At 72.1% G+C, this 24,781-nt stretch carries 20 protein-coding genes and 2 tRNA genes; 6 read left to right on the top strand and 16 right to left on the bottom strand.

The window, feature by feature from the left end; translation table 11 throughout:
- The first annotated feature begins 243 nt into the window (after positions 1 to 243).
- Positions 244 to 1,041, top strand: a complete 798-nt coding sequence (locus tag ASD10_RS08950) for an IclR family transcriptional regulator (protein WP_056607456.1) — start codon at positions 244 to 246, stop codon at positions 1,039 to 1,041.
- Entirely contained in the window at positions 1,038 to 1,898 is an 861-nt protein-coding gene (locus tag ASD10_RS08945) for a CoA ester lyase (protein WP_056607453.1), read from the top strand. The genes ASD10_RS08950 and ASD10_RS08945 overlap by 4 nt, the downstream gene beginning before the upstream one ends.
- Positions 1,899 to 1,952: 54 nt before the next feature.
- Here ASD10_RS08945 and ASD10_RS08940 read toward each other — a convergent pair whose 3' ends face one another.
- Genes ASD10_RS08940 through ASD10_RS08925 form a run of 4 tightly spaced genes read right to left on the bottom strand, consistent with a single transcriptional unit; the run spans position 1,953 to position 6,841 of the window.
- Entirely contained in the window at positions 1,953 to 3,416 is a 1,464-nt protein-coding gene (locus tag ASD10_RS08940; RefSeq protein WP_056607452.1) for a dihydroorotase family protein, read from the bottom strand.
- A complete protein-coding gene (locus ASD10_RS08935; protein ID WP_056607450.1) occupies positions 3,409 to 4,851 on the bottom strand; it encodes an MmgE/PrpD family protein in 1,443 nt (480 codons plus the stop codon). The genes ASD10_RS08940 and ASD10_RS08935 overlap by 8 nt, the downstream gene beginning before the upstream one ends.
- On the bottom strand, positions 4,848 to 5,660 hold the full coding sequence (locus tag ASD10_RS08930) for a cyclase family protein (RefSeq protein ID WP_056607449.1): 813 nt from the start codon (positions 5,658 to 5,660) through the stop codon (positions 4,848 to 4,850). Before ASD10_RS08930 ends, ASD10_RS08935 begins: the two co-directional genes overlap by 4 nt.
- Positions 5,657 to 6,841: a CaiB/BaiF CoA-transferase family protein gene (locus ASD10_RS08925; protein ID WP_200938313.1), complete on the bottom strand. Its 1,185-nt coding sequence runs from the start codon at positions 6,839 to 6,841 to the stop codon at positions 5,657 to 5,659. Before ASD10_RS08925 ends, ASD10_RS08930 begins: the two co-directional genes overlap by 4 nt.
- Positions 6,842 to 7,014: 173 nt before the next feature.
- Between ASD10_RS08925 and ASD10_RS08920 the strand changes: the two genes are divergently transcribed.
- On the top strand, positions 7,015 to 8,376 hold the full coding sequence (locus ASD10_RS08920) for an MmgE/PrpD family protein (protein ID WP_082556111.1): 1,362 nt from the start codon (positions 7,015 to 7,017) through the stop codon (positions 8,374 to 8,376).
- A gap of 68 nt (positions 8,377 to 8,444) precedes the next feature.
- Here ASD10_RS08920 and ASD10_RS08915 read toward each other — a convergent pair whose 3' ends face one another.
- The 6 genes from ASD10_RS08915 to ASD10_RS08890 form a co-directional block, all read right to left on the bottom strand.
- Positions 8,445 to 12,551 carry a M1 family metallopeptidase gene (locus tag ASD10_RS08915; RefSeq protein ID WP_056607443.1) on the bottom strand — a complete coding sequence of 1,369 codons (4,107 nt, stop codon included), beginning with the start codon at positions 12,549 to 12,551 and terminating at the stop codon, positions 8,445 to 8,447.
- A gap of 223 nt (positions 12,552 to 12,774) precedes the next feature.
- A tRNA-Glu gene (locus ASD10_RS08910) sits at positions 12,775 to 12,850 on the bottom strand.
- 65 nt (positions 12,851 to 12,915) lie between these two features.
- A tRNA-Gln gene (locus tag ASD10_RS08905) sits at positions 12,916 to 12,987 on the bottom strand.
- A gap of 68 nt (positions 12,988 to 13,055) precedes the next feature.
- Positions 13,056 to 14,564 (bottom strand): glutamate--tRNA ligase, encoded by a 1,509-nt coding sequence (gltX, locus tag ASD10_RS08900; RefSeq protein ID WP_056607440.1) that lies wholly within the window; start codon positions 14,562 to 14,564, stop codon positions 13,056 to 13,058.
- Positions 14,557 to 15,339 (bottom strand): fumarylacetoacetate hydrolase family protein, encoded by a 783-nt coding sequence (locus ASD10_RS08895; RefSeq protein WP_056607438.1) that lies wholly within the window; start codon positions 15,337 to 15,339, stop codon positions 14,557 to 14,559. Before ASD10_RS08895 ends, gltX begins: the two co-directional genes overlap by 8 nt.
- 41 nt (positions 15,340 to 15,380) lie before the next feature.
- Positions 15,381 to 16,229 (bottom strand): NAD(P)/FAD-dependent oxidoreductase, encoded by an 849-nt coding sequence (locus ASD10_RS08890; protein ID WP_056610061.1) that lies wholly within the window; start codon positions 16,227 to 16,229, stop codon positions 15,381 to 15,383.
- Between the two features lie 58 nt (positions 16,230 to 16,287).
- Between ASD10_RS08890 and ASD10_RS08885 the strand changes: the two genes are divergently transcribed.
- The gene (locus ASD10_RS08885; protein WP_056607436.1) at positions 16,288 to 16,716 is read left to right on the top strand and encodes a MerR family transcriptional regulator; all 429 of its coding nucleotides are present in this window, start codon (positions 16,288 to 16,290) and stop codon (positions 16,714 to 16,716) included.
- 22 nt (positions 16,717 to 16,738) lie between these two features.
- On the opposite strand, the gene ASD10_RS08880 is transcribed toward ASD10_RS08885, so the two are convergent.
- From ASD10_RS08880 to ASD10_RS08870, 3 genes are all read right to left on the bottom strand, one after another.
- On the bottom strand, positions 16,739 to 17,491 hold the full coding sequence (locus ASD10_RS08880) for an isoprenyl transferase (protein WP_235501793.1): 753 nt from the start codon (positions 17,489 to 17,491) through the stop codon (positions 16,739 to 16,741).
- 8 nt (positions 17,492 to 17,499) lie between these two features.
- A complete protein-coding gene (gene recO / locus ASD10_RS08875; protein ID WP_056607432.1) occupies positions 17,500 to 18,228 on the bottom strand; it encodes a DNA repair protein RecO in 729 nt (242 codons plus the stop codon).
- Between the two features lie 82 nt (positions 18,229 to 18,310).
- On the bottom strand, positions 18,311 to 18,742 hold the full coding sequence (locus tag ASD10_RS08870) for a VOC family protein (protein ID WP_056607430.1): 432 nt from the start codon (positions 18,740 to 18,742) through the stop codon (positions 18,311 to 18,313).
- Positions 18,743 to 18,793: 51 nt separating this feature from the next.
- On the opposite strand from ASD10_RS08870, the gene ASD10_RS08865 reads away from it, so the two are divergent.
- The gene (locus ASD10_RS08865) at positions 18,794 to 19,450 is read left to right on the top strand and encodes a DUF429 domain-containing protein (protein ID WP_056607427.1); all 657 of its coding nucleotides are present in this window, start codon (positions 18,794 to 18,796) and stop codon (positions 19,448 to 19,450) included.
- 82 nt (positions 19,451 to 19,532) lie between these two features.
- Here the strand turns inward: ASD10_RS08865 and ASD10_RS08860 are convergent, their stop codons facing one another.
- Genes ASD10_RS08860 through ASD10_RS08850 form a run of 3 tightly spaced genes read right to left on the bottom strand, consistent with a single transcriptional unit; the run spans position 19,533 to position 23,363 of the window.
- Positions 19,533 to 20,744 (bottom strand): VOC family protein, encoded by a 1,212-nt coding sequence (locus ASD10_RS08860; RefSeq protein WP_235501792.1) that lies wholly within the window; start codon positions 20,742 to 20,744, stop codon positions 19,533 to 19,535.
- 13 nt (positions 20,745 to 20,757) lie between these two features.
- On the bottom strand, positions 20,758 to 22,278 hold the full coding sequence (locus ASD10_RS08855; RefSeq protein WP_056607423.1) for an aldehyde dehydrogenase family protein: 1,521 nt from the start codon (positions 22,276 to 22,278) through the stop codon (positions 20,758 to 20,760).
- Between the two features lie 2 nt (positions 22,279 to 22,280).
- Entirely contained in the window at positions 22,281 to 23,363 is a 1,083-nt protein-coding gene (locus tag ASD10_RS08850) for a saccharopine dehydrogenase family protein (RefSeq protein WP_056607421.1), read from the bottom strand.
- Between the two features lie 220 nt (positions 23,364 to 23,583).
- On the opposite strand from ASD10_RS08850, the gene ASD10_RS08845 reads away from it, so the two are divergent.
- Positions 23,584 to 24,771 carry an MFS transporter gene (locus ASD10_RS08845; protein WP_056607419.1) on the top strand — a complete coding sequence of 396 codons (1,188 nt, stop codon included), beginning with the start codon at positions 23,584 to 23,586 and terminating at the stop codon, positions 24,769 to 24,771.
- The last annotated feature ends 10 nt before the right edge of the window (positions 24,772 to 24,781 follow it).

Raw genomic sequence — 24,781 nt, 5'->3', positions numbered from 1 at the left:
GCTCGCGATCTTCTTCATTCCAGGACCTGCCTTCCGTGCCGGGGGGCACCAGATGTGTGTTCCACTGAAAGGAACGCTCTTCGGGGCGTGTGTTCCGCTCAGCGAACTACTGCGCAGAAGCCGACGGCCACTTTCACGTCACTATTCCATGACAAGGCCGCGATTACTAGATCTAGATCACACTGAAACAAAGATGTTACAGTTCCGCTCAGCGGAACGCCTACGTTCGTTGAGAGGAACATCATGACGTCAGCCCATCCTTCCCGACCTCCGGCGGAGAGCGCCAGCGGCACCGAGTCGGCCGATCGCGTCGCCGACGTGCTGGTCTCGTTCACGCGCTCGGACCGTCCGCTCGGCGTCTCGCAGATCGCCCGCGACCTCGGCCTGAGCAAGGCCGTCGTCCACCGCATCCTGCAGTCGCTGGCGTCGCGCGCGCTCGTGCAGGCCATCCCGGGCGACGCCCGGTACGCCCTCGGGCCCACCGCGGTCGGGCTCGGCACCAAGGCGTGGAGCCAGCTCGACGTCCGCAGCCTCGCGGCGCCCGCCCTGCGACGGCTCCGCGACCAGACGCGCGAGACCGCGACCCTCTCGGTGCTGGTCGGCAACCGGCGCATCTACCTCGACCAGTACGAGAGCCCGCAGGAGGTCAAGATGGTCATCGAGATCGGACCCCAGTTCCCCCTGCACTCCGGCGCCTCGAGCCGGTCGATCCTGGCCTTCCTCCCCCAGGCCTTCATCGACGAGGTCGTGGCCGAGCTCGTCGACCTGCGGCCGGACGTCGACCCGGACGAGTTCCTCGACGGCCTCGCGCAGGTGCGCGACCTCGGGTACGCGACGTCCACCAACGAGCGCAACACCGGGGCCGCCTCGATCGCGGCGCCGTTCTTCGACGCCAGCGGCAACGTCCTGGGCTCGATCAGCTCGTCGGGCCCGGCCGCCCGGTACGCCCAGCCCGCCGACGAGTCGCACCAGGAGCACGTCGCCCAGGTGCTCGCCGCGGCGCGCTCCATCACCCACCTGCTGCAGCCGGCCCGCTCGTGAGCGCCGCCGCACGCGTCCTGCCCCGGTCGTTCCTCTACGTCCCGGCCAACCGCCCCGAGCTGTTCGACAAGGGCGTGGGGGGCCCGGCCGACGCCCTGGTCGTCGACCTCGAGGACGCCGTGCCCGTCCCCGCCAAGGACGCCGCCCGCCGTGGGCTCGTCGCCTGGCTGGACGCCCGTCCGGCGGACGCCACCGGGCCGGAGATCTGGGTTCGGGTCTCCCCCGAGTTCCTCGACGCCGACCTCGACGCCGCCGTGCGTCCGGGCGTGCGCGGGCTGTTCCTCGCCAAGTGCTCGACCGAGCAGCTCGACGCCGCGGCGCCCCGCCTGGCCGCCCTGGAGGCCGAGCGGCACGTCACCCCCCGGCTCGACGTCGTCGGCCTGGTCGAGACGGCCGCGGCGCTGCGCGACCTCGCCACCCTCACGGCGCACGCCCGGCTCACGACGCTGGGCATCGGCGAGGTGGACCTTCTCGGCGACCTGCGCATGACCCGCTCCCCCCGCACGGCCGCGGCGATCGACGCCTTCCGCACGCAGGTCGTCGTGCACTGCGCGGCGGCCGCCCGCTCGGCACCCGTCGCCCCGACGTCGACCGACTTCCGCGACCTCGAGGCGTTCGAGGAGAGCACGCGCCACCTGCTCGACCTGGGCTTCCGGTCGAGGACCGCGATCCACCCCGCCCAGGTCGGGGTCGTGAACACCGTCGCCAGCCCGTCGGCCGAGAGCCTGTCGGTGGCGCAGGAGGTGCTCGACCAGTTCGAGCGCTCGCAGGGCGGCATCACGCTCGACGCGCGAGGCCGGCTCATCGACGCCGCCGTCGTGCGCGAGGCACGAGAGACGATGGGCCGGCGCCGCTGATCGCGGCGCCGGCCCGGCGTCAGGTCGTGCGGTGTCGGCTTCCGCCGTGCGGCGTCAGCTGCCCGAGCGCTTCTGGAACGTGCCGCGCGGCTCGCCGACGATCGCGCCGTCGGCCCACACGACCTCACCGCGCAGGTACGTGTCGGTGACCTTGGCGGTCAGCTCGAAGCCCTCGAACGGCGTGTACTCCTGCGTCGAGACCGAGTCGGCCGCCCGCACGGTGTACTGCACGTCGTCGTCGACGAGGCTGAAGTCGGCGTCGTAGCCGACCTGCAGGTCGCCCTTGTTGGCCAGGCCGAAGCGGTCGGCGGGGTTGCGGGCCGTCAGCTCGGCGATCGCGTTGTACGACAGCCCGCGCTTGCGGCCCTCGGAGATCATGCCGGGCAGCAGGTACTCGGTGCCGCCGAAGCCGGACTTCGCGACGAACACGTCGTCGCGCGGCTCGCCGAACTTCGTCTCGTCCTTGCAGCACGCGTGGTCGGACGTCACCCACGAGAAGTTGCCCGCGAGCAGGTGGTCCCACAGCGCCTCGACGTCCTCGCGCGAGCGCAGCGGCGGGTTGACCTTGCCACCGAGGTTCGCGGTGTGGAAGTCGGCCAGCAGGTGACCGACCGTGACCTCGCGACGGAAGTTGATGTGCGGGAAGGTGGCCTGCATCATCATCGCGGCCTCGATCGCCTTGCGCGACGTCAGGTGCAGCAGGTTGATGTTGGGCAGCTCGGTCTCGTGCGCGAGGTACGACGCGATCGTGATCGCGAGGCCCTCGGAGTGCGGCGGACGCGACGCGCTGTACGCCTCGAGGCCCTCGAGCGTGCCGTCGGCCTCGACGAGCTTGGTGTACGCCCGCATGATCTCGGCGGTCTCGCAGTGCAGCGACAGCGAGATGTGGTCGCGGTCGGCGGCGAAGCGCTCGTCCTCGCGGGCCTTCTGGATGCCGCGCATGACGAACTCGAAGTGCGCGATGTCGTACGACTCGTCCTCCGGCAGCATCAGGAACGAGCCCTGGTCGGTCGAGCGACCGTGCAGGCCGTGGCTGCCGTAGAACATGAAGACCTTGAACGACGGGACGCCGTTCTCGACGAGGTACGGGATCTCGTCGATGTGCTGGGCCAGGATCGGCGCGATGTGGAAGCCGTAGTCGATGTAGGCCTTCTTCTCGGTCGCGGCGAGCACCTCGGGGAAGATCTCGGTGTACGGACCGGAGCGGTTCAGGTAGTAGGCGCCGGTGCGCATGTACGTGATGCCCGAGGTCACGCCGCCCTGCGCCGAGGCCTGGCTCTCGCTCGCGGCGTCCTCGCCCAGCTCGTTGTAGATGCCCCAGTGCTGGTGCACGTCGACGGCACCCGGGAACAGGTGCTTGCCACCGGCGTCGAGCACGGTCTCGGCGCGGCTCGCGTCGAGGTCGGCCTCGAACGCCGCGAAGCGTCCGTCCTTGACCGCGACGTCGAGGCGCTCGGGGGCCTCGTGGCCCGGGCGCACGACCTGGACGTTGGTGATGATGAGATCGAATTCAGGCATGGGTCAGTCCTTTGCTCGGAGCAGGGTCGATCAGGGTCAGGGGTGTCAGCAGGTCGTCCATCGACGACGCTGCCGCGAGGTCGCGGCACACGGCGGACAGCGTCGCGACGGCGGCGGGGTCGAGGTTGCGGCCCGCGTTGGTCGCGAACTTCGAGGCGATCTCGTCGAACGACAGCGGTCGCTGCGGTCCTCCCCGCGTGGTCAGCACCTTCTCGACGACGGTACGCCCGTCCTCGAGCTCGGCGGTCAGCACCGCCGGGAACTGGTGCGGGAAGATGTCGGTGCACTCGTCGTCGGCCACGACGTCGACCTTCGCCATGATGGCGCGCCGCGCCGGGTCGTGCGCGAGCTCGTCGGTGTAGTCCTCGAGACCGGCCCCGAGCCCGCTGCCGCCGAGCAGGCCGACCGCCACGGCGTACGGACCGCTGAACTGGGCCATGTACCCCGTCTCGGGTGCCCGCTTGACGTCGATCGGCTCGCCGATCGTGCGCAGGTTCGGCGCGGGGACGCCCAGCGTCAGCCGGCGGACGTCGTCGGGCGCGATGCCGGCGACCCGCAGCGCGGACGCCGCGTCGACGGCCGCGTGCGTGAAGTGGTTGGCCGGATAGGGCTTGACGAAGATGCCGGGCACCGACCAGGTGGTGCCGAGGCCGTCGCTGACCTGGGCGGGGTCGTACGTGCCGTGCAGCCACGACTGGAAGAAGCCGAACCGCCCCTCCAGGACGGTCGGGGGGCCGGTGATGCCGTACTCGACGAGGCTCGCGGCGGAGATCGCCGCGTGCGCCGCCCACCCGCAGTGGATGCGCTTGACGGTTCCGCCGGTGCGGTTGGCCTCGATGATGCCCGACGCCATCGACGCAGCGACACCCATCGTGTCGGTGATCGACGCGGCCGAGGCGCCGCCGATGACCGCCGCCGCGACGGCGCCGCCCATCGCGCCGCAGATCGACGTCGCGTGCTGGCCGTTCTCGAAGAACGTCGAGTTCTTCTTCTCGGCGTCGTAGCCGGCCATGCCGAGCCGGACGCAGACCTCCAGCCCGATCGCGATGCCGCGCACGAGCTCGCGCCCGTCGGCGCCGTGCGCCTGCGCCGCGGCGAGGGCCGCGGGGATCACGGTCGCGCTGGGGTGCAGCACCGACGGCAGGTGGGTGTCGTCGTAGTCGAGCGAGTGCGCCAGCACGCCGTTGACGAACGCGGCGAGGTTGGCCGGCAGCGGGGCGTCGACGCCGACCGCCGACGCCGGTCCCCCGCCGGCCTGGTCGCGGGCCCACGAGCGGGCCGCGCGGCTGGTGTCGAGGTCGGCGGCCGCGACGGCGATGCCGAGCGTGTCGAGCACGCGCATGCCGACGCTCTCGACGACGTCGGCCGGGAGGTCGTCGTACGACGTGCCCTCGGCGAAGGCCGCGATCTGCTGGGCCAGGGTCGGCTCGCTCATGCCGAGGTCACCGCCAGCGGGCGCACGGGCGAGCCGGTCGCGCCGTAGATGTTGAGCGGGATCAGCACGAAGGTGAACTCGTGGCGACCCTTGGCCGCGAGCTCCTCGAGGTCGAGCGCCTCGATGATGTAGATGCCGTTCTCGACCAGCAGCACGCGGTGCGCCGGCAGGAGGGCGTGACCGCCGCCCGGGGCGAGCCGCTCGAAGGCGATCGTGTCGGCTCCCGCTGCGTGGACGCCGCGCGCGGCCAGCCACTCGGCACCGGCCTCGCCGATGCCGGGCACGCCGCTGGGGCCGCCGACGTACGGCGCACCCTGCGAGAACAGGCTGCCCCAGCCGCTGCGGATGAGGACGACGTCGCCCTCGCGGACCTCGACGCCCTCGCGCTCGGCCGCGGCCTCGAGGTCGGCGACGGTGATCTCGTAGCCGCCGTCGCAGACGTCGACGCCGAGGAGGGCCGGGATGTCGAGCAGCACGCCGCGCCGGACCATCGGCGCGATGGTGTGCACGCCGAGCTCGTCGTACTTGCCGCCGACGCCCGCGGCCGCCGCGTCGACGCCGCCGAACATCTTGCCGTCGTGCGACACGTGGGCCAGCGCGTCGATGTGGGTGCCGACGTGCGTGCCGGTCGTGATCATGTCGTTCGCGGCGCTGCCGCCGTCCGCGCGGGTCATGTCGCCGTGACGGCGTGGCAGGGTGTGCCAGAACTGCGGGTGGTTGGGCGACTGCGGCATGCCGACGCGCAGCTGGCGCCCGAGGTCGACGACGTCGACGCCGCCGAGGGTGGCCTGGAGGAAGGCGTCGGTCATCGGACGACCCCCGCGCTCGTCAGCTCGGCGATCTCGTCGGCGGAGTAGCCCGACTCGGCGAGCACCTCGTGCGTGTCCTGGCCGAGGGCGCGGCCCGTGAAGCGGATCGCGCCCGGGCTCTGGCTCATCCTCCACATCACGTTGTGCTGCAGCAGCGGACCGACATCGGGGTCGTCGACCTCGAGCAGCATCTGTGTCTCCTTGATGTGGGGGTCTTGGGTGATGTCACGGGCGTCGTAGACGGGTGCGATCGCGGCACCGGCCGCCTCGAAGACGTCGAGGACCTCGGTGCGGTCGCGCTGGGCGATCCAGTCGCCCACGTACTCGTCGAGCAGGTCGACGTGCTCGGCGCGACCGGCACCCGTCGCGAACCACGGCTCGTCGATGACCTCGGGGTGCCCGACGAGCGTCAGGACGCGCTCGGCGATCCGCTGCGCGCTGGTCGACACGGCGACCCACGCACCGTCCGCCGTGCGGTACGTGTTGCGGGGCGCGTTGTTGGTCGAGCGGTTGCCGTGGCGCTGGGCGACGACGCCGAGCTGCTGGTAGTAGGTCGGCGCCGGGCCGACGGCCGTCATGATGGGCTCGAGGATGCTCAGGTCGACGACCTGTCCCGTGCCGGTGGCATCGCGGTGGCGCAGCGCCATCAGCACCGCCGACGACGCGGCGATGCCGCAGATGCTGTCGGCCAGGCCGAAGGCCGGCAGCGTCGGCGGGCCGTCGGCCTCGCCGGTCGCGTCGGCGAATCCGCTCATCGCCTCGGCCAGCGTGCCGAACCCGGGACGGGCGGAGTAGGGGCCGGTCTGGCCGAAGCCCGTCAGGCGGGCCAGGACGAGTCCGGGGTTGTCGGCGAGCAGCACGTCGGGCCCGATGCCCCAGCGCTCCAGCGTGCCGGGCCGGAAGTTCTCGACCACGATGTCGGCCTCGGCGGCCAGCCGGCGGAACACCTCGGCGCCACCGGGTGCCTTGAGGTCGAGCGCGACGGTGCGCTTGTTGCGGCTGATCTCCTTCCACCACAGCGGGACGCCGTCCTTGCTGGCGCCGTGGCCGCGCATGTTGTCGCCGCCGGCGGGGTGCTCGATCTTGACCACGTCCGCACCGAAGTCGCCGAGGATCTGGCAGCACAGCGGGCCCGCCAGGATCGTGGACACGTCCAGCACCCGGACACCGGACAACGGCATGGGAAGGTCAGTCACGAAGACACCTGTTTCGCTGAGAGGAACATCTGTCCCGCTCACTCTAGTGCGCCGATGCGGCGAGGGGAACCCCGTCGCCACCGCTTTCTGGCGCTCAGCCCGTCGTCTCGGCGCAGATCATTGACGCACTCGCGGCGCGCCGCGTAGCGTCCACCACCATGGACACACCACATACGTTTCGCCTAGCGGAACAGCGCGCCGCCACCGACGAGCTGGCCCGGCTCGCGACCACGTGCCGGCGCGACGGCGTGCCGCCCGCCGTCCGCGACCGGGTCGCCACGATGCTGGTGGACCTGCTCGGCGTCACCCTCGTCGGCAGCAGGACCCCCGAGCTGCAGGCGCTGGCGGCGTCCTGGCGGGCCGAGCGCGGGACGCACGCGACCACCGGCTCGTCCGTGACCGGCACCGCCGAGACCGTGGCCCACCTGGACGCGATCGCCGCCTGCTGCCTCGAGCTCGACGAGGGAAACAAGCACGCCGCGGGCCATCCGGCCGCCCACGTGCTCTTCGCCGCCGTCGCCGCCGCACGGATCGCCGTCAGGCCGGTGACCGGGCCCGAGCTGGTCGACGCCGTCGCGGTCGGCTACGAGGTGGCGGCCCGCTTCGGCCGGGCCACGACCCGCGACCCGCGGTGGCACACCCACGGCCACTGGGGCGCGACCGGCGCGGCCTGCGCCGCCGCACTGCTGCTCGACGCGACGACCGAGCAGGTCGCCGCCGCGATCGACGCGTCGACGACGCTGGTGCAGGTCACCCCGTGGGAGGTCGTGCTGACCGGCGGGTTCAGCCGCAACCTGTGGATCGCGGGGGCCAACCGCGCCGGCCTGGACGCCGCCCGCCTCGCGCTGGCAGGTCTGGTCGACAACGACGGCAGCGCCCAGCACACGCTCGGCGACGTCATCGGCACCCTCGACCCGACACGCCTGGTCGACGGGCTGGGCGAGGACTGGCTGACGACGCAGGGCTACACCAAGCAGCACGCCTCGTGCTCGTACACGCACGCCGCGGTCGACGCGGTGCAGGCGCTGAAGGCCTCGTACGGCCTGCACGGCGACGACGTCGCGCGGGTCGCCGTGCGCACGCACTCGCTCGCCACCCCGCTGTTCCAGCGCGACCCGGGCTCGCGGCTGGCCGCGATGTTCTCGCTGCCCTTCGTCGTGGCGGCCGCGGTCGTCAGCCCCGCGATCGACGCGACGACGCTCGACCCGGACGGTCCGACGTTCGCGGTCGCGCAGGAGCTCAGCACGCGGGTCGAGGTGTCCGCGGCTCCAGCACTCGACGCCCTGCTCCCCCACCGCCGCGCCGCCGAGGTCACGATCGTCCTGCACGACGGCACCGAGCTGGGCCTCGGCGTGCCGAACCCGATCGGCGACTCCGACCACTTCCCGATGTCGGCCGCCGACGTGACGGCCAAGGTGCGGCGTCTGGTCGGCGACGACGACACGCGACGCATCCTGGCCGTCGTGGCGGCACTCGCGACGAGCACCGACGCCGTCGCGACCCTCCGCGCGCTGCCCTGAGCGGGGCGCGCGCGGAGGGTCGGACCGGCCGCGACGTCCGCGACGGGTCCGGTCGCCCCTGCTGCGGCCTACCTGACGCGGGCCGTCTTCCTGCTGTTCCGCGCCTCGGTCACGTAGCCCGGCTTGGTGGCCGTCACGCGCACCACCACCCGCTTGCCCCGGTAGGCCTTCGCGAGGCGGAGCGTCGGCCGGTTGCCGCCGACCCGGTGACCGTTGACGTACCAGCGGTAGGACAGCTTCACCCCGGCGTCGTATGACGCCCTGCGGACCGTCAGGGTGCGACCGACCTTGCGCGTCCCCTTGACCGAGGGCCTCGGGGACCGCGCCTGCGCGCCGGCGACGACACGCTGCCCGGCGCTGGTCTGCGAGACCGTGCGGTACCCGTCCTTCGAGCCGCGCACGGTCACCGCCAGCACCGCGCGGTGGTCGGCCGGCGTCAGCGAGTACGTCGGACCGGTGGCACCGGTGACGGGTGAGCCGTCGCGGGTCCACTGGTAGGCCAGGGCCGTCCCGGCGTCCCACGTGCCGGCGTCCGCCGTGACGCTGCGGCCCACCTGCACCGTGCCCCTCACGGCGGGGACCGGTGTCAGGACGAGATCGCCCTCGACGACCGCGCCGGTCGGCTCGCTGGTCCGGGTCGCCGTCGCATAGCCGGCACGGCGACCCGTCACCTCGAGGGCCACCCGGTCACCGACCATCCCTGCCGCCGGGGTGAACGTCGTGCCCGTGGCGCCCTCGACCGCGTCGCCGTCGACGAGCCAGCGGTACGACAGCGTCGTGTCCGCGGCCCACTCGCCGGCCGATCCGGTCAGCTCCACGCCGACCTTCGCGACACCCTGCACGGTCGGGACGGTCGTGGCCTGGTCACCGGCGGCGACCTCGACCGTCGGCTCGCTCGTCGTGGTGACCGAGGTGTAGCCGTCCCGCTTGCCGGTGACCGCGAAGGTCACGATCTTGCCGGCAGCCGACGCGTCCGGGGTGAACGACAGCTCCGTCGCGCCCTCGACCGCCGATCCACCGACGAGCCACTGGTACGTCAGCGTCGTGCCCGCGTCCCAGGCGCCCGGCGTGCCGGTCAGGGCCACTCCGACCTTCGGGGTGCCGCTGATGGTCGGCCGGGGTGTCTCCACCAGCGCACCCGGCGCCACCTCCGCCGTCGGCTTGCTCGTGCGGGTGACCGTCGCGTAGGCCTCCCGCGTGCCGGTCACCGCGACGGTGACGGTCTTGCCGACCGTCGCCGCACCCGGCGTGAAGGTCGAGCCCGTCGCTCCGTCGACGGCGACGTCTCCGGCGGACCACTGGAACGTCAGCGTCGTGCCGTCGTCCCAGGTGCCCGGGTCGGCCGTCAGCTCGGCACCCACCGTGGGTGTGCCGCTGATCGTGGGCACCGGTGTCGCCGTCTGCGCCGCGGGCGCGACCGCCACGGCCTCGCTCACCTTCGTGACCGCCGTCGGGTAGCCCGGCTTCGTGCCGGTGACGGCGACCGTCAGGCGCGCGCCGACCTGGGCGAGCGTCGGGGTGAAGGTGACGCCGGTGGCGCCGGTGACCGGCGAGCCCTCGACCGACCACTGGTAGGCGAAGGTCGTGTTGTCCTCCCAGACGCCCGGAACGGCCGAGACCGGCGCGAGCGCCCGTGGTGCGGCCGAGAGGGTCGGCGTCGGGACGTCACCGAACTCCCCCGCGACGACGGGCGCCGTGGCGGTGCTCGTCCTGGCGACGTTGCCGTAGCCGGACTTGGTGCCGGTGACCGTCACCGTGACGGTCTGGCCCACCTGGGTCGCGAGCGACGGGACGAAGCTCGGGCCGGTTCCGCCGTTGGCCGCGGTGACGTTCGCCCCGTTGACCGCCCACTGGTAGGTGAAGAACGTCCCCGGCTCCCAGGTTCCGACGTCGAGCGTGAGCCGTCGGCCGATCTTCGGGGTGCCGCTGACGACGGGCGTGGAGCCGGTCTGGGTCGTGCGCGCGACGGCTGCCGTCGCCTCACTGGTGCGCGTGACGGGAGACGCCGAACCCTTCGACCCGGTGACCATCACGCGGACGGTCAGGCCGACCGCCGTCACGCTCGGCGTGAAGGTCGACGTCGTGGCGCCGGCGACGGGCGTCCCGTCGACGAGCCACTGGTAGGTGAACGTCGTGCCTCCGGCCCACCCCGCCGTGGCGGCCGTGAGGGGCTGACCGACCGTCGGCGCCCCACCCGTGACGGTCGGGACGGCGGACGGCGACACGGGCGGCGCACCGACCGTGACGGTCGAGGTGCAACCGGCGCACGTCGAGCCCAGCGTGCTGGCCCGCGCGGCGGCCTTCAGGCTCGCGCCCGTGGCGTCGTCGGCGACGGTCACCGGGATCGTGACGGTCGAGGTGGCCCCGACCGCGGTCGACGGGACCGTCCACGTCAGCGTCGTGCCGTCGACGCTCGTGCCCTCGGGCAGGGTGCCCAGGGACGCGTCGTCGAGCACGTCGGCGAGATCGACCGTCACGACGCTGCTGGTCTGCGCGACCCGGCCCGTGTTGCGGCTGGTGAGCGTGTACGAGGCCGCAGCGCCCGCCGAGACCGGGGTGGTCGGGCCGGCCAGGGCGAGGGTGAACTTCGCCGGCCAGGACGGCTTGCCCGCGCGGTAGATCCACTCGTCGAAGAAGGCCGTCAGGTCACGCCCCGAGATCTCCTCGGCGAGCGCGATGAAGTCGGTGGTGCGCTTGCTGGTGCCGATGTGGCGGTCCTGCCACGTGCGCATGAGCGTGGCGAAGTCGGCCGCGCCGATCGCGGTGCGCAGCGCCTCGAGCGTCATCGCGCCGCGGGTGTAGACCTGCGCGCCGAACAGCTGGGACGCCTCCGCCATGCGAGCGGTCGGGACCGCCCACAGAGAGCTGGTGGTGCTCGCGTTGCTCCACGACGTGAAGTACGAGCTCTCGGTGCTCGTGGTGGAGCTCCCGGCTCCCTCGTAGGCCGTCTGCGCCTCCGCGTACGTCGCGGTGCCCTCGCTGACCCAGATGTCGTTCCAGTCGGTCGGTGACACACCGTCGCCGAACCACTGGTGCGTCAGCTCGTGGATCGTGGTGGACCGGCCCGCGCTGTTGGGGAAGAACGACCGGTCCTGCGTCTCGAGCGCGTAGTTGATCGCGGACGGGACGACGTCGGTGACGAGACCGACGCTGTTGCCCGGGTAGGGGCCGTACTTCGTCTCCAGGAAGTTCAGGATCGACGTCAGCTGGGCGCGGGTCGCCTGGGTGGTCTGCTGGTTGGCCACCGAGATGGCGGGGTCGATGAACGACCACTCCGGCAGCACCCGTCCGCTCGCGAGCGTGATCGACGACTCGTACATCGTGTAGCGACCCACCGAGATCAGGCTCACCATGCTGGCCATGGGCTTCTTCTGCTCCCACACCCAGGTGGTGCGGGAGCCGTCCTTGCTGGGTGTGCGGGACGCGAGCTCGCCGTTGCTCACGACCGCGGCGTCCTTGAGACCGGGGTTGGCCGCCGCGGCCGTCGCGGACGTCGCCAGCTTGCTCGGCGCGTCGACCGAGATCGTGTAGGTCGCCTTGTCGCGCGGCGTGTTGTTGTTCGGGAAGGCCGTCATGGACCCGACGGGCTGGTTGACGAACGTCGCGCCGTCCGTCGTGTTGTTCCAGCCCTCGTACGAGCCGTCGGTGTCGGTGTGGCGCACCGGGACGCCGGAGTAGGTGACGACCGTCGAGAAGTCGCCCGACACGGGGGTCGCGGGCGTCACGACGAGCTTGTGGACGTCGGTCGTGGCGTCGTCGACCGTCGTGTTCTCGATGCGCGTGAACGTCGCGGGCCTGCCGTCGACCGTCACCGAGTCGACGTTGAGCGTGCTGGCCTCGAGCGTGCTGGCCGAGCCCTGGAAGTCGAAGGCGTAGGACGACAGCGGGGCGCCCGTCGTCCGTGCGTCGACGGTCGTGCGCGCGGTGCGGAACGACGTCGCCGCCGGGGCGTTGTTGGTGCCGGACACCGCCACGTCGACCGACAGGTCGATGTCGTAGTGCAGGGCGTCGTAGCCGGAGTTGCCCTGATTCGGGAAGAGGCTGTCCCCCGCCGTCAGCCCGCCGTCGACCGCGTCGGCGGCGACGGCCGCTCCCGTCCCGGTCGTGACGACGAGCGTCCCGGCGACCAGCGCCAGGGATGCGATACGTGCCAGGTGTCGTGATGCGAGCGCCATGCGCCCTCCCTCGGAGTCGTGCCCGCGTTGGAACCCCACCCCTGGGTCGACGGATCGTGGCTGATGATGCCCCGACCTCATGTCAGGGACGTTTCAAGATCGTTGCTGCAGGAAATGATCGGGCAACGACCTCGATCCGTCACGGGAACGGCCGGTCCTGGGACGTCCCGAGATACAGAAGACCCCCTGGCCAGCGCTTCGGCTGATCAGGGGGTCTTGTCCATGGTAGCCCCGACGGGATTCGAACCCGCGCTACCGCCTTGAGAGGGCGACGTGCTAGGCCGCTACACAACGGGGCCATGGGTGGTCTTGCGACCTCGAGAACCCTACCAAAAGCCCTTCGCAGGCTGTTCGGAGGGTGTCGCTGGGATACTAGGACTCGAACCTAGAATGGCGGTACCAGAAACCGCTGTGTTGCCAATTACACCATATCCCACTGGCTGCGGACGCTGTCCGAACCGAGGTCAGACTTTACCCGACGGGACGCCCGCAGCCCAAACCGGGTCACCCCAGCGCGGCGTCCAGGCGCGCGATCGTCCGGCGGTGGCCGAGCAGCTCGAGCGACTCGAACAGCGGCGGGGAGATGCGGCTGCCCGTCGCGGCGACGCGAACGGGCCCGAATGCCAGGCGCGGCTTGAGACCCATGCCGTCGATCAGCGTGACCCGCAGGGCGCCCTCGATCGTGCTGGTGGTCCACTCGGCGGTGCCGGGGATCGCGTCGAGCGCATCGCGGGCGGCGCGCACGACCTCGAGCCCCTTCTCGTCGAGGTTCTTGGCCGCGTCGGCCTCGTCGACCGAGAACTCGTCGTCGGAGACGAACAGGAAGCGCAGCATGTCGACGGCCTCCGTGAGCAACGTCATGCGCTCGTGGACCAGCGGCGTCGCCGCGGCCAGCACCCCCAGCTGCGTCTCGGTCGGCACCTCGTCGATCAGCCCGGCGTCCTGGAAGTACGGCACCAGGCGGTCGCGCAGCTCGCTCTCGCTCAGCAGGCGCACGTGCGAGCCGTTGATCGCCTCGGCCTTCTTGATGTCGAAGCGCGCGGGGCTGGCGTTGACGCTGCCGATCTCGAAGGCCTCGACCATCTCGGGGATGCTGAAGACGTCGCGGTCGTCGGCGATCGACCAGCCGAGCAGGGCCATGTAGTTGAGCAGGCCCTCGGGCAGGAAGCCCTTCGGCTTGTAGTCGAGCAGGTTCGACTCGGGATCGCGCTTCGAGAGCTTGCGGTTGCCCTCGCCCATCACGAACGGCAGGTGGCCGAACTCGGGGGTGAACCCTCCCCCGATGCCGATCTCGGCGAACGCCTCGTACAGCGCGATCTGGCGGGGCGTCGAGCTCAGCAGGTCCTCGCCGCGCAGCACGTGCGTCACGCCCATCAGCGCGTCGTCGGTGGGGTTGGTCAGCGTGTAGAGCGGCTGGCCGTTGGCTCGGACGATCACGAAGTCCTGCACGTTCTCGGCGCCGAACGTGATCTCGCCGCGGACCAGGTCGGTGAACGTCCAGTCCTTCTGCGGCATCTTGAAGCGGATGACGGGCTCGCGGCCCTCGGCCTCGTACGCGGCGGCCTGCTCGGGCGTCAGGTCGCGGTGCAGGCCGTCGTAGCCGCTCGGCCTGCCGGCGGCCCGGGCCGCGTTGCGGCGGGCCTCGAGCTCCTCGGCGGAGTCGTACGCCTTGTAGGCGTAGCCCGCGTCGAGCAGCTGCTGGGCCACGTCGGCGTAGACGTCCATGCGCTCGGACTGGCGGTAGGGGCCGTTCGGGCCGCCGACCTCGGGGCCCTCGTCCCAGTCGAGGCCGAGCCAGTGCATGACCTCGACGAGCAGCGCGTACGACTCCTCGTTGTCGCGCGACGTGTCGGTGTCCTCGATGCGGAACACGAACCGTCCACCGTGGTGGCGCGCGAACGCCCAGCTGAACAGGGCCGTGCGGGCCATGCCGACGTGCGGGTTGCCGGTCGGGGACGGGCAGAAGCGCGCCACGACGGGACGGGACGGGGAGCCGGTCGAGATGTCAGTCATTGCGGGAGACCACCTGGTTCGTGAGGGTGCCGATGCCCTCGACCGTCACGCTGACGCTGTCGCCGACCTGCATGGGGCCGACGCCGTCGGGCGTTCCGGTGAGGATGACGTCGCCGGGCAGCAGCGTCATGAAGGACGAGACGTAGGCGATGACGTCGGGCACCGTGAAGACCATGTCGGACGTGCGACCGTCCTGCTTGGTCTCGCCGCCGAGCTCGGTCGACACGCGGACGTCGGACGGGTCGAAGTCGGTCTCGATCCACGGCCCGAGGGGGCAGAACGTGTCGAAGCCCTTCGCGCGGGCCCACTGGCCGTCCTTGTTCTGCAGGTCGCGCGCCGTGACGTCGTTGGCGACGGTGTAGCCGAAGATGACCTTCTTCGCGTCGTCGGCCGGGACGTCGCGGCAGATGCGTCCGATGACGACCGCGAGCTCGCCCTCGAACTGCACGTCGCTGCTCTGCTCGGGGTAGAAGATCGGCTCACCGGGCCCGATGACGCTGGTGTTGGGCTTGAGGAAGATCAGCGGCTCCTCGGGCACGTCGTTGCCCAGCTCGGCGGCGTGCTTGGCGTAGTTCCTGCCGACGCACACGACCTTGCTGCGCGGGATGACCGGCGCGAGCAGCCGGACGTCCGCGAGCGGGATCTTCTGGCCGCTGAGGTTGAGGCCCGCGTAGAGCGGGTCCCCGTTCAGCACGGCGATGGTGGGGACACCGTTGTCGTCCCCGATGACTCCGAAACGAGGATCGTCGTCCCCGGCAAACCTGGCGATACGCATAGGACCCCAGCCTATCGGTCCTGGCCGGGGCCCCTCGACGCCTAGCCGACCGGGGCGGCCTCGCGGGCGAGCAGGTGCTGCACGGCGGCCGCGCCGGCGACCATGCCGGCGGCCTGCGACGTGATGATCGACGACATCGGCACGGGCAGCGCCGGCACGTGAGCCGCGTCGCCGGCGGCGAACACGCCGGGGACCGAGGTCGCCTGGAAGGCGTCGACGCGGACGCAGCCCGAGTCGTTGAGCTCGAGGCCGAGCTGCTCGGCGAACGGTGCCGACTGGCTGAACGTCGGCGCGATGAACATGCCGCCGACCCGCAGCGTCCCGCCGTCGTCGAGGGTCAGGTCGAGGCCACCGTCGACGCGGGCGATGCTGCGCACCCGACCGTGGACGTCGACCAGCTCGGCTCCGATGCGGCCCAGCATCGCGGTGAGGCGGTCGAGGTGCGGCCCCTCGAGGTCGAGGGCGACCCGCTGCCCCGCCGTCTCGTGTCCGTGGCAGAACGGGCAGGCGGCGATCTCCTTGCCCCAGGCCCCGGCCAGTCCGGGGATGTCGGGCAGGGCGTCCCTCACGCCGGTGGCGAGCACGAGGGCGGCCGCACGCTCGGTCGTCCCGCCGACGTGCACCGCGAAGCCGTCGCCGTCGCGCTCGACGCGCTCGGCCCTCGCCTCGCGCACCTCGACCGTCGCGTAGGCCGCCAGGTCGGCCCGGGCGAGACGCCGGAACTCGGCGGGCGCGATGCCGTCGTGCGTCGCGTAGTTGTGGGCATGGTCGACCGTGGCGTTCCGGTACTCACCGGAGTCGAGCAGCAGCACGTCGCGGTGCATGCGTCCGAGGGTGAGGGCTGACTGCAGGCCGGCGGGTCCGCCGCCGATGACGATGACGTCGTGCATGGTGATCTCCTGGGGTCGTGGGTTGCGTGACTCCTTCATCGTGTGAGTTCATGTCGACATGAAGTCAAGTCTGCGCTCGATCGGCGACACGGCGGCCCGGTTCGGCCTCGACACCCACGTGCTGCGGCACTGGGAGGACAAGGGGCTGCTGCGGCCGGAGCGCGACGGAGCCGACCGGCGGCGCTACGGCGACGACGACCTCGTGCGCATCGCCGTCATCCTGCGCAGCAAGGCCGCCGGCATGACGCTCGACCAGATCGCCGTGCTGCTCGACGACGACCACGGGCCCAAGCGCCACGCCGTGCTGCAGGAGCACCTGGCCGACCTCGACCGCCGCATGGAGGAGATGCGGCTGTCGCGCGCCATGACGCTGCACGCCTTCGAGTGCGAGGCGCACGACGTGACGCGCTGCCCCGGCTTCCGCGCCACGATCGAGGACGTCCTCGCGGGCACCGCGCCGTGGCCCGAGGTGCAGGCGCTGCCGTAGCGCGTCCGCGGACGACAACGGGTCAGGCGCTGCCGTAGCGGCGGTTGCGCGCCGCGTACTCCTCGACGGCGGCCCACAGGGCGCGGCGGTCGACGTCAGGCCACGCGATGTCGCTGAACACCATCTCGGCGTACGCCGACTGCCACAGCAGGAAGTTGCTGGTGCGCTGCTCGCCGGACGTGCGCCAGAACAGGTCGACGTCCTCCATGTCGGGCTCGTCGAGGTAGCGCGCGAACGTCTTCTCGGTGACCTTGTCGGGGTTGACCCGCCCCGCCGCGACGTCGCGGGCCAGCGCCGCCGCGGCGTCGGCGATCTCGGCGCGCCCGCCGTAGTTGACGCACATCGTCAGCGTCAGCACGTCGTTGTCGCGGGTCAGCTCCTCGGCGGTCTCGAGCTCCTTGATGACGCTGCGCCACAGGCGCGGCCGACGACCGGCCCAGCGCACCCGCACCCCCAGCTCGTGCATCTCGTCGCGCCGACGGCGGATGACGTCGCGGTTGAAGCCCATCAGGAACCGGACCTCGTCGGGCGAGCGCTTCCAGTTCTCGGTCGAGAACGCGTACGCCGACACGGCCTTGACGCCGATCTCGATCGCGCCCTCGACGACGTCGAACAGCGCCGCCTCGCCCATCTCGTGACCCGCCGTGCGGGGCAGGCCGCGCTGCTTGGCCCAGCGGCCGTTGCCGTCCATGACGATCGCGACGTGCCGCGGCACCTGCGCCACCGGGATGCTGGGCGGCGTGGCTCCCGAGGCGTGCGGCACCGGGCGGCGCACCGGACGCCTCACCGGTCGACGTGGCTGAGCGAGCGCAGCCCCCGCTCGAGGTGCCACGACAGGTAGGCGCTGACGATGCTGCTGGCCTCGCGCCGCGACCGCTCGTCGGCCGTGCCGACGGTCGGCCAGTCGCCGCTGAGCAGCCCGGCCAGCAGCGTGACGGTGAACGGCGACGGGGCGGCCGAGCCGGCGACGCGGCAGTCGTCGCACAGCATGCCGCCCGATGCGGCGTGGAAGTTGCGGTGCGGGCCCTCCTCGCCGCAGCGCGCGCACCCGTCGAACGTCGGCGCGTAGCCGGCGATCGACAGGGCCCGCAGCTGGTACGAGTCGAGGATCAGTCCCGGTGCCATGGTGCGCTGGCGCAGCGCGCGCAGGGCGCCGACCAGCAGCTGGAACTGGGCGACGGCGGGCTCGCCGTCCTCCTGCACCAGCCGCTCGGCGGTCTCGAGCATCGCGGTGCCGGCGGTGTAGGCCTCGTAGTCGAGCCCGAGGTCCTTGGCGAAGGCGTTGACGGTCTCGACCTGCGTGATGATGTCGAGCGAGCGCCCCTCGGCGAGCTGCACGTCGACGTGCATGAACGGCTCGAGCCGCGCACCGAAGCGCGACGTCGTCTTGCGGACCCCCTTGCCCACGGCGCGCACGATGCCGCGCTGCCGGGTCAGGAGCGTGATGATGCGATCGGCTTCACCCAGCTTGTGGACCCGCAGCACGATGCCGGTGTCGCGGTAGAGACTCACCCGTCCATTGTGCCGTGCGGCGGGGACGTTTGCGCCACCCGCCGCGCCACGGCCGGCCCGCGCACCCGACCACGCGCAGGCCTCAGTCGAGGCAGAACTCGTTGCCCTCGGGATCGTGCATCGTGATGAAGCCGTGCTCCATGCGGCCGTCAGGCTCGACCCGGTAGGCGCGTCGGGCCCCGATGGCCTCCAGACGCGCGGCCTCGGCCTCGAGCGCCTCCATGCGCTCGTCACCCACCAGGCCCGGGGCCGCCCGGACGTCGAGGTGCAGGCGGTTCTTGCCGGTCCTGCCCTCCGGCACCCGCTGGAAGAACACCCGTGGCAGGCCGTCCGCGATGACGGCCGAGCGGGAGTTGCGCTGGTCGGGCGGCACGCCGAACGCCTGCAGCGCGTCGTCCCAGGAGTCGAAGCCCGGCGGTGGCCCCTGCACCTCGTAGTCGAGGGCCTGGGCCCAGAAGGCGGCCAGCGCCGCGGGGTCGGAGCAGTCGATCGTGATCTGGACGGTCTTCGGCATGACGACAGCGTCCCGCAGGCCGCCGACGGATTCCAGTGGCAGGATCGGCGCATGGCGGTGCTGGGGGTCGACGGGTGCAGGCTGGGCTGGGTCGGCGTGCGGTGGGACGGCTCCACCGACGTGCTGGTCGCGGCGACGATCGCCGAGCTCGTCGAGGCCGCGGGGCCCGTCGAGGCCGTCGCGATCGACATCCCGATCGGGCTGCCAGCCGACGTGCCACGGGTCGCCGAGGGGCTGGCCCGCCGTCTCCTGCCGGGCCGCGCGTCGACGGTGTTCAACGCGCCCGCCGCAGCGGTGCTCGACGCCGCCGACTACCCCGCCGCCAACGCGGCCAACAGGGCCGCGCTGGGCCTGGGGCTCAGCAAGCAGACGTGGTACCTCGTGCCGAAGATCCGCGACGTGCACGACTGGCTGACGTCCGATCCCGGCGTGCCGGTCGTCGAGGCGCACCCCGAGGTGTGCTTCGCGGCCATGAACGGCGGCATGCTGGTCGACGGCAAGACCACCGCCCCGGGCGAGGCGCTGCGCCGCGCGCTGCTGGCCGCGCACGGCATCGACGTCGTGGCCGAGCGCCGGCGGGGCGTCGCGGTCGACGACGTCCTCGACGCGGCGGCGACCGCCTGGACCGCCCGCAGGGTCGCCGACGGCGTCGCCGAGCGTCTCCCTCCCGAGCCCCGCGACCGTCCGCACCCCGCCATCTGGACCTGACCACGAGACGGTGACCTGGCGACGTGTCCCGGCGGAGGACAGGTCGCCAGGTCACCGCTCCCGTGGAGGACAGGTCGCCAGGTCACCGCGTCGCGGCGCGCTCGGCCTCGTAGAGGTCGTACGGATCGTGCAGGGTGCGGCCGAGGACGTCCTGCAGCCAGCTCGCGTCGCGGACCGTGCCCTCGCGCGAGCCGTCGACCGAGCCGTCGCCCGTCAGGTTGGACGCGAAGATGCCCGCCGCCGACTTCGGCAGGAAGTCCTCGTAGACGATCGGCTGCAGCGTGCCGTCGCCGGCCCGCGCGTAGTACGCCAGATCGGCCGCGTCGAGCTCGACGTCGGTGGACGGGAACGCGTCGACGCCCTGCGCGTCGTACAGGTCGCGGCCCCTGGGCGTCAGGGCGACTCCCCTGGCCTCGACCTCGCCGAACCGCACCCGCAGGTCGCCGGACGCCAGCGAGCCGTCGGGCTCGCGGAACGTCCGCGGCTCGGCCAGCGCCCGGAACGACGTCTGGCGCAGCAGGACGTCGGGCCGTCCGCCCTCGGCGCGCGGCGGCCCCTGGATGCGGTCGATCATCTCGATGCCCCGCTCGGACATCCGCGCGTAGAGGTCGTCGATGTCGAGCACCCGCGGCGTCAGGTGGTTGATGTGCGTCGACGCGACGCCGCCGATGTCGGCCGCGACGCTCGACACCTCCTCGAGCCGCGCGTACCAGGCACGGTCGACGGGCTCGGGCGACAGCGCGAACGCGGCCGTCGCCAGCTCGAGGAACCGGTCGGCCTGGGCGGACGTCAGCTCGTGCTCGCCCTCCATGTGGTCGGCCAGCTCGAGCAGCTCGCCGGGGAACAGCGTCCGGGCCGCGAGGAACTCCCGCAGCTCGGCCTCCAGCCCCTCGTCGCAGAACCGTCGGTCGTCGACCACGAGCAGCGACGTGAACACGCGGAACGGGTTCTCGTCGAGCTCGGGCCGGGCGGTCGGCCGGAACGCCGTCGACACGACGGGGATCGCGGGCGTCGCCTCGCGCAGGTCGTAGAACCCCACGGGGTACATGCCGCAGGCCCCGAAGATGCGGGCCACCTGCGCCAGCTCGTCGGTCGTCCCGAGCCGGATCGCGCCGTGCCGCTCGGCCGTGACCCGGCCGATCGACCCGAACCGCTCGGCGTCGTCGCGGCTGGCCAGGACGTCGGCGTTGACCTCGGCCGAGACCTCGACCAGCGTCGTGTAGGCCGGCACCTCGGAGCCGTACAGCTCCGACAGCGCCTCGGCGAACCGCGCGCGCAGTGCGGTCGGCGACACGGCGGACCCGTCGTCAGACAAACTCCACCCCCTGCGCCAGGGGCAGCTCGGTCGAGTAGTTGACGGTGTTGGTCGTGCGGCGCATGTAGGCGCGCCACGCGTCCGAGCCCGACTCGCGTCCGCCCCCGGTCTCCTTCTCGCCGCCGAACGCGCCCCCGATCTCGGCGCCGGACGGGCCGATGTTGACGTTGGCGATGCCGCAGTCGGAGCCGACCACCGACATGAACGTCTCGGCCTCGCGGACGTCGAGCGTGAAGATCGACGACGACAGGCCCTGCGCGACCTCGTTGTGCAGCGTCAGGGCCTCGTCGAGCTCGGAGTACGTCAGGACGTACATCAGCGGTGCGAACGTCTCGGCCTTGACGATCTCGGTCTGCCGCGGCATGTCGACGATCGCCGGGCGGACGTAGAAGCCGTCGCCCTCGACGTCGGCGCGCGTGCCGCCGGTGACGAGCTCGCCACCGTCGGCGCGGGCGGTCTCGATCGCGGCGCCGAACGCGTCGAACGCCGCCTGGTCGACCAGCGGTCCGACCAGCGTCGACGACTCGAGCGGCGAGCCGATCGGCAGCGTCTCGTACGCGGCCTTCAGGCGGGCGACCAGGTCGTCCTTGATCGACTCGTGCACGATGATGCGCCGCAGCGACGTGCACCGCTGGCCCGCCGTGCCGACCGCCGAGAACACGATGCCGCGCACCGCGAGGTCGAGATCGGCCGAGGGCGCGACGATCGCGGCGTTGTTGCCGCCGAGCTCGAGCAGCGTCCGTCCGAGGCGGGCGGCCACCCGGGGGGCGACCTCCTTGCCCATCCGCGTCGACCCGGTCGCCGACACCAGCGGCACGCGCGGGTCGTCGACCATGACCTCGCCGACCGTCCGGTCGCCGACCAGCACGGCCGACAGGCCCTCGGGGACGCCCGCGCGACGGCCCGCCTCGACCGCCAGCGCCTGGCACGCCAGCGCCGTCAGCAGTGTCTTCTCGGACGGCTTCCAGACCACGGCGTCACCGGCCACGAAGGCCAGCGCCGCGTTCCACGACCACACCGCGACCGGGAAGTTGAACGCCGAGATGACGCCGATGACGCCCAGGGGCAGCCACTGCTCCATCATCCGGTGGCCGGGACGCTCGGTCGCGATCGTGAGCCCGTGCAGCTGGCGCGACAGGCCGACGGCCAGGTCGCAGATGTCGATCATCTCCTGCACCTCGCCGAGGCCCTCCGACACGATCTTGCCGGCCTCGATCGACACCAGGGCGCCGAGGTCGTCCTTGTGCTCGCGCAGCAGCTCGCCGAGCTCGCGGACGAACTGCCCGCGCACCGGCGCCGGGACGGTGCGCCACCGGCCGAAGGCCTCGTGGGCGCGACCGATGACGTCGGACGCCTCGGCGGCGGTGTGCGACCGCAGTCGCCCCAGCTCGCTGCCGTCGATCGGCGACCGGCACACCAGGTCGCCGTCGGCGACGAACGGGTCGCCCGCACCGAGACGGTCGAGGATGTCTGCTGCCTGCTTCGCGACGCTCGTCGCCGATGATGCGCTCATGCTCACACCTTCCCCTGCTCGGCGAAGTGACGACCGGCCTGGGTCGAGAACAGCGCCTCGAGCGTGATGTCCTCCTGCTTGACGAAGCCCGTTGCGGGCAGCGTGCCGTCGGCCACGAGCTCGACGACGCTGACGGCCGAGGCCGCCGTGGTCCACGAGATCGCGCGCCACGTGCGTCCGGAGATGTCGAGCGGCTTGTACGCGCGCACGTGGTTCTCGCGGAACGGCTGACCGTTCTTGCGCCCCTCGACGGCGGCGTGGATGTAAACGACGTCGTCGTTGACCGGCGGCTTGGAGTCGACCAGCATCTGACCGACCAGGTCGCGCTGCTCGCGCAGGTTGAGCTCGTCGAACAGGAAGTGCATCTGGTCGAAGTGGCCGGGGTAGCGCAGCGTCTTGTAGTCCAGACGGTGCACCGAGCCCTCGTACGTCTCGCACATCGTGCCCAGCCCGCCGGACGTCAGCGCCGCCTCGAGCTCGATGCCACCGATGAACACGCGCTCCTTCTCGGTCATGGCCGGCACCATCTGGCGGTGGCCCTGACGCAGCACCTCGCAGTCGTTGAGGTACTCGTTGACGACGCCCTCGGGCGACCAGTTGATGGCGTAGCCGAGCAGGCCCGTCGGGTTCTGCGGCAGCGCACCGACCTTGAGCTCGATCGACCGGATCTCGTCGAAGGTCTGGGCGATCGAGGCACCGATGATGCCGATCAGACCGGGCGCGAGGCCGCACTGGGGCGCGAACGCGGCACCGGGGCGGTCGGCCGCGAGCTCGATGACCCGGTTGGTCGTCGGCACGTCCTCGGTGAGGTCGAAGTAGTGCACCCGGGCGTCGTAGGCGGCCTCCGCGACGGCGATGTTGAGGTGGAACGGCAGGCACGACACGACGGCGTCGACGCCGCGCAGCGACTCGCGCAGGCCCTCGGCGTCCTGGACGTCCAGCAGCTTGGTCTCGAAACCGAGGTCGGGACGCGACGCCGCGTCGTAGCCGACGACCTTGAAGCCGGACTCCCCCAGCAGGTCGGCGACGAGCTCGCCGACCTTGCCCAGGCCGAACACCGCGACCTGGTTGATGATGCGTGACATCGCCACTCCTTCTCCCTCGCCACGGTGGGTCGCACCACGGCATCTCGACGCGCCGACTGTGATCGGCGTCACGAGGAGGATATCGCGCGAATGTTTCGTTGGTGTACCGGCTGGCCGGTACACCAAACTGCAACCTGGCGGCTCGAGAGAGGCCCGGGGATGGATCGCGGCGCCGTCCGCGTTGACCTCCCACGTCCCATCACCGACGCCGAGGAGCCCCATGCCCCGCCTCACCGGGGACCGCGCCTTCGCGGTCGTCGCGCTCGCCTTCCTCGTGACGATGATCGGCACGACGCTGCCGACACCGATGTACGGCATCTACCAGCAACGTCTCGGCTTCTCGCTGACCACCGTGACGGTCGTGTTCGCGACCTACGCGGCGGGCGTCCTGGTGGCCCTGCTGGCGTTCGGGAGGTGGTCGGACGCCCTGGGTCGCCGCCCCCTGCTGGTGGCGGGCCTCGCCACGTCGCTGGCCAGCGACGTCGTCTTCCTCGTGGCCGACGCCACCTGGGTGCTGCTGCTCGCGCGCGCCGTCTCGGGCATCTCGGCCGGCATCTACGTCGGGACGGCGACCGCCGCCGTCCTCGAGGCCGCTCCCGAGCGCTGGCGGTCGCGGGCTCCCCTGGTCGCGACCGCGGCCAACATCGGCGGGCTCGGGCTCGGCCCCGTCGTCGCCGCCGTCCTGGTCGACACCCTCCCGTGGCCCGTGCACCTGACGTTCGTCGTGCACGCGGCGATCGGCGTCGTCGTGCTGGCGCTGCTGACGCGGGTGCCCGAGACCGTCGAGGTCTCCCCCGGCGCCCGGCCCCGCCTGCAGCGTCCGACCGTGCCGTCCGAGGCCCGCACGACGTTCGTCGGCGCCGGGATCGCCGGGTTCGCGGGGTTCGCGGTGTGCGGGCTGTTCACCGCGGTGTCACCGCGGTTCGTCGCCGAGGCCGTCGACGACCCGCCCGCCCTCGTGTCGGTGTCGGTCGTCGCGGCGTTGTTCGGCGCGTCGGTCCTGGCGCAGGTCGCCTGGCACCGGCTCCCGACCGACACCGGCGTGACGCGCGGATGTGCGCTGCTGGCCGCCGGCATGCTGCTGTTCACGGCGGCGCTGGCCACCGAGGACCTGTGGCTCATGCTGCTCGCGGCCCTGATCGCCGGAGCCGGGCAGGGCGTGTCGTTCAGCAAGGGGCTCGCGGCGGTGCTCGGTCGCGTCGAGCCGCACGAGCGCGCCGGGACGACGTCGGCGTTCTTCGTCGTCGCCTACGTGGCGATCTCGGTGCCCGTGATCGGCAGCGGCATCGCGTCCGACCACTGGGGGCTCGACCCGACCGGCATCGCCTTCTCGGTCGCGGCGGCCGTCCTGGCCGCCCTGGCACTGGTCACGCTCGTGCTCGACCAGCGCCGCACCGCACGCCGCTGAGCCTGTCGCC

Origin of the sequence: Aeromicrobium sp. Root472D3 (assembly GCF_001426485.1) — a bacterium.
Lineage (GTDB): Bacteria > Actinomycetota > Actinomycetes > Propionibacteriales > Nocardioidaceae > Aeromicrobium.
The sequence above is the reverse complement of the archived record's forward strand: the minus strand, read 5'-3'. Positions and strand labels throughout refer to the sequence as shown.

Coding starts and splice junctions, on each gene's coding strand:
- ASD10_RS08950 (WP_056607456.1), top strand. CDS start 244: ATGACGTCAGCCCATCCTTCCCGACCTCCGGCGGAGAGCGCCAGCGGC.
- ASD10_RS08940 (WP_056607452.1), bottom strand. CDS start 3,416: ATGCCTGAATTCGATCTCATCATCACCAACGTCCAGGTCGTGCGCCCG.
- ASD10_RS08935 (WP_056607450.1), bottom strand. CDS start 4,851: ATGAGCGAGCCGACCCTGGCCCAGCAGATCGCGGCCTTCGCCGAGGGC.
- ASD10_RS08930 (WP_056607449.1), bottom strand. CDS start 5,660: ATGACCGACGCCTTCCTCCAGGCCACCCTCGGCGGCGTCGACGTCGTC.
- ASD10_RS08925 (WP_200938313.1), bottom strand. CDS start 6,841: ATGCCGTTGTCCGGTGTCCGGGTGCTGGACGTGTCCACGATCCTGGCG.
- ASD10_RS08920 (WP_082556111.1), top strand. CDS start 7,015: ATGGACACACCACATACGTTTCGCCTAGCGGAACAGCGCGCCGCCACC.
- ASD10_RS08915 (WP_056607443.1), bottom strand. CDS start 12,551: ATGGCGCTCGCATCACGACACCTGGCACGTATCGCATCCCTGGCGCTG.
- gltX (WP_056607440.1), bottom strand. CDS start 14,564: ATGACTGACATCTCGACCGGCTCCCCGTCCCGTCCCGTCGTGGCGCGC.
- ASD10_RS08895 (WP_056607438.1), bottom strand. CDS start 15,339: ATGCGTATCGCCAGGTTTGCCGGGGACGACGATCCTCGTTTCGGAGTC.
- ASD10_RS08890 (WP_056610061.1), bottom strand. CDS start 16,229: ATGCACGACGTCATCGTCATCGGCGGCGGACCCGCCGGCCTGCAGTCA.
- ASD10_RS08885 (WP_056607436.1), top strand. CDS start 16,288: ATGAAGTCAAGTCTGCGCTCGATCGGCGACACGGCGGCCCGGTTCGGC.
- ASD10_RS08870 (WP_056607430.1), bottom strand. CDS start 18,742: ATGCCGAAGACCGTCCAGATCACGATCGACTGCTCCGACCCCGCGGCG.
- ASD10_RS08865 (WP_056607427.1), top strand. CDS start 18,794: ATGGCGGTGCTGGGGGTCGACGGGTGCAGGCTGGGCTGGGTCGGCGTG.
- ASD10_RS08855 (WP_056607423.1), bottom strand. CDS start 22,278: ATGAGCGCATCATCGGCGACGAGCGTCGCGAAGCAGGCAGCAGACATC.
- ASD10_RS08850 (WP_056607421.1), bottom strand. CDS start 23,363: ATGTCACGCATCATCAACCAGGTCGCGGTGTTCGGCCTGGGCAAGGTC.
- ASD10_RS08845 (WP_056607419.1), top strand. CDS start 23,584: ATGCCCCGCCTCACCGGGGACCGCGCCTTCGCGGTCGTCGCGCTCGCC.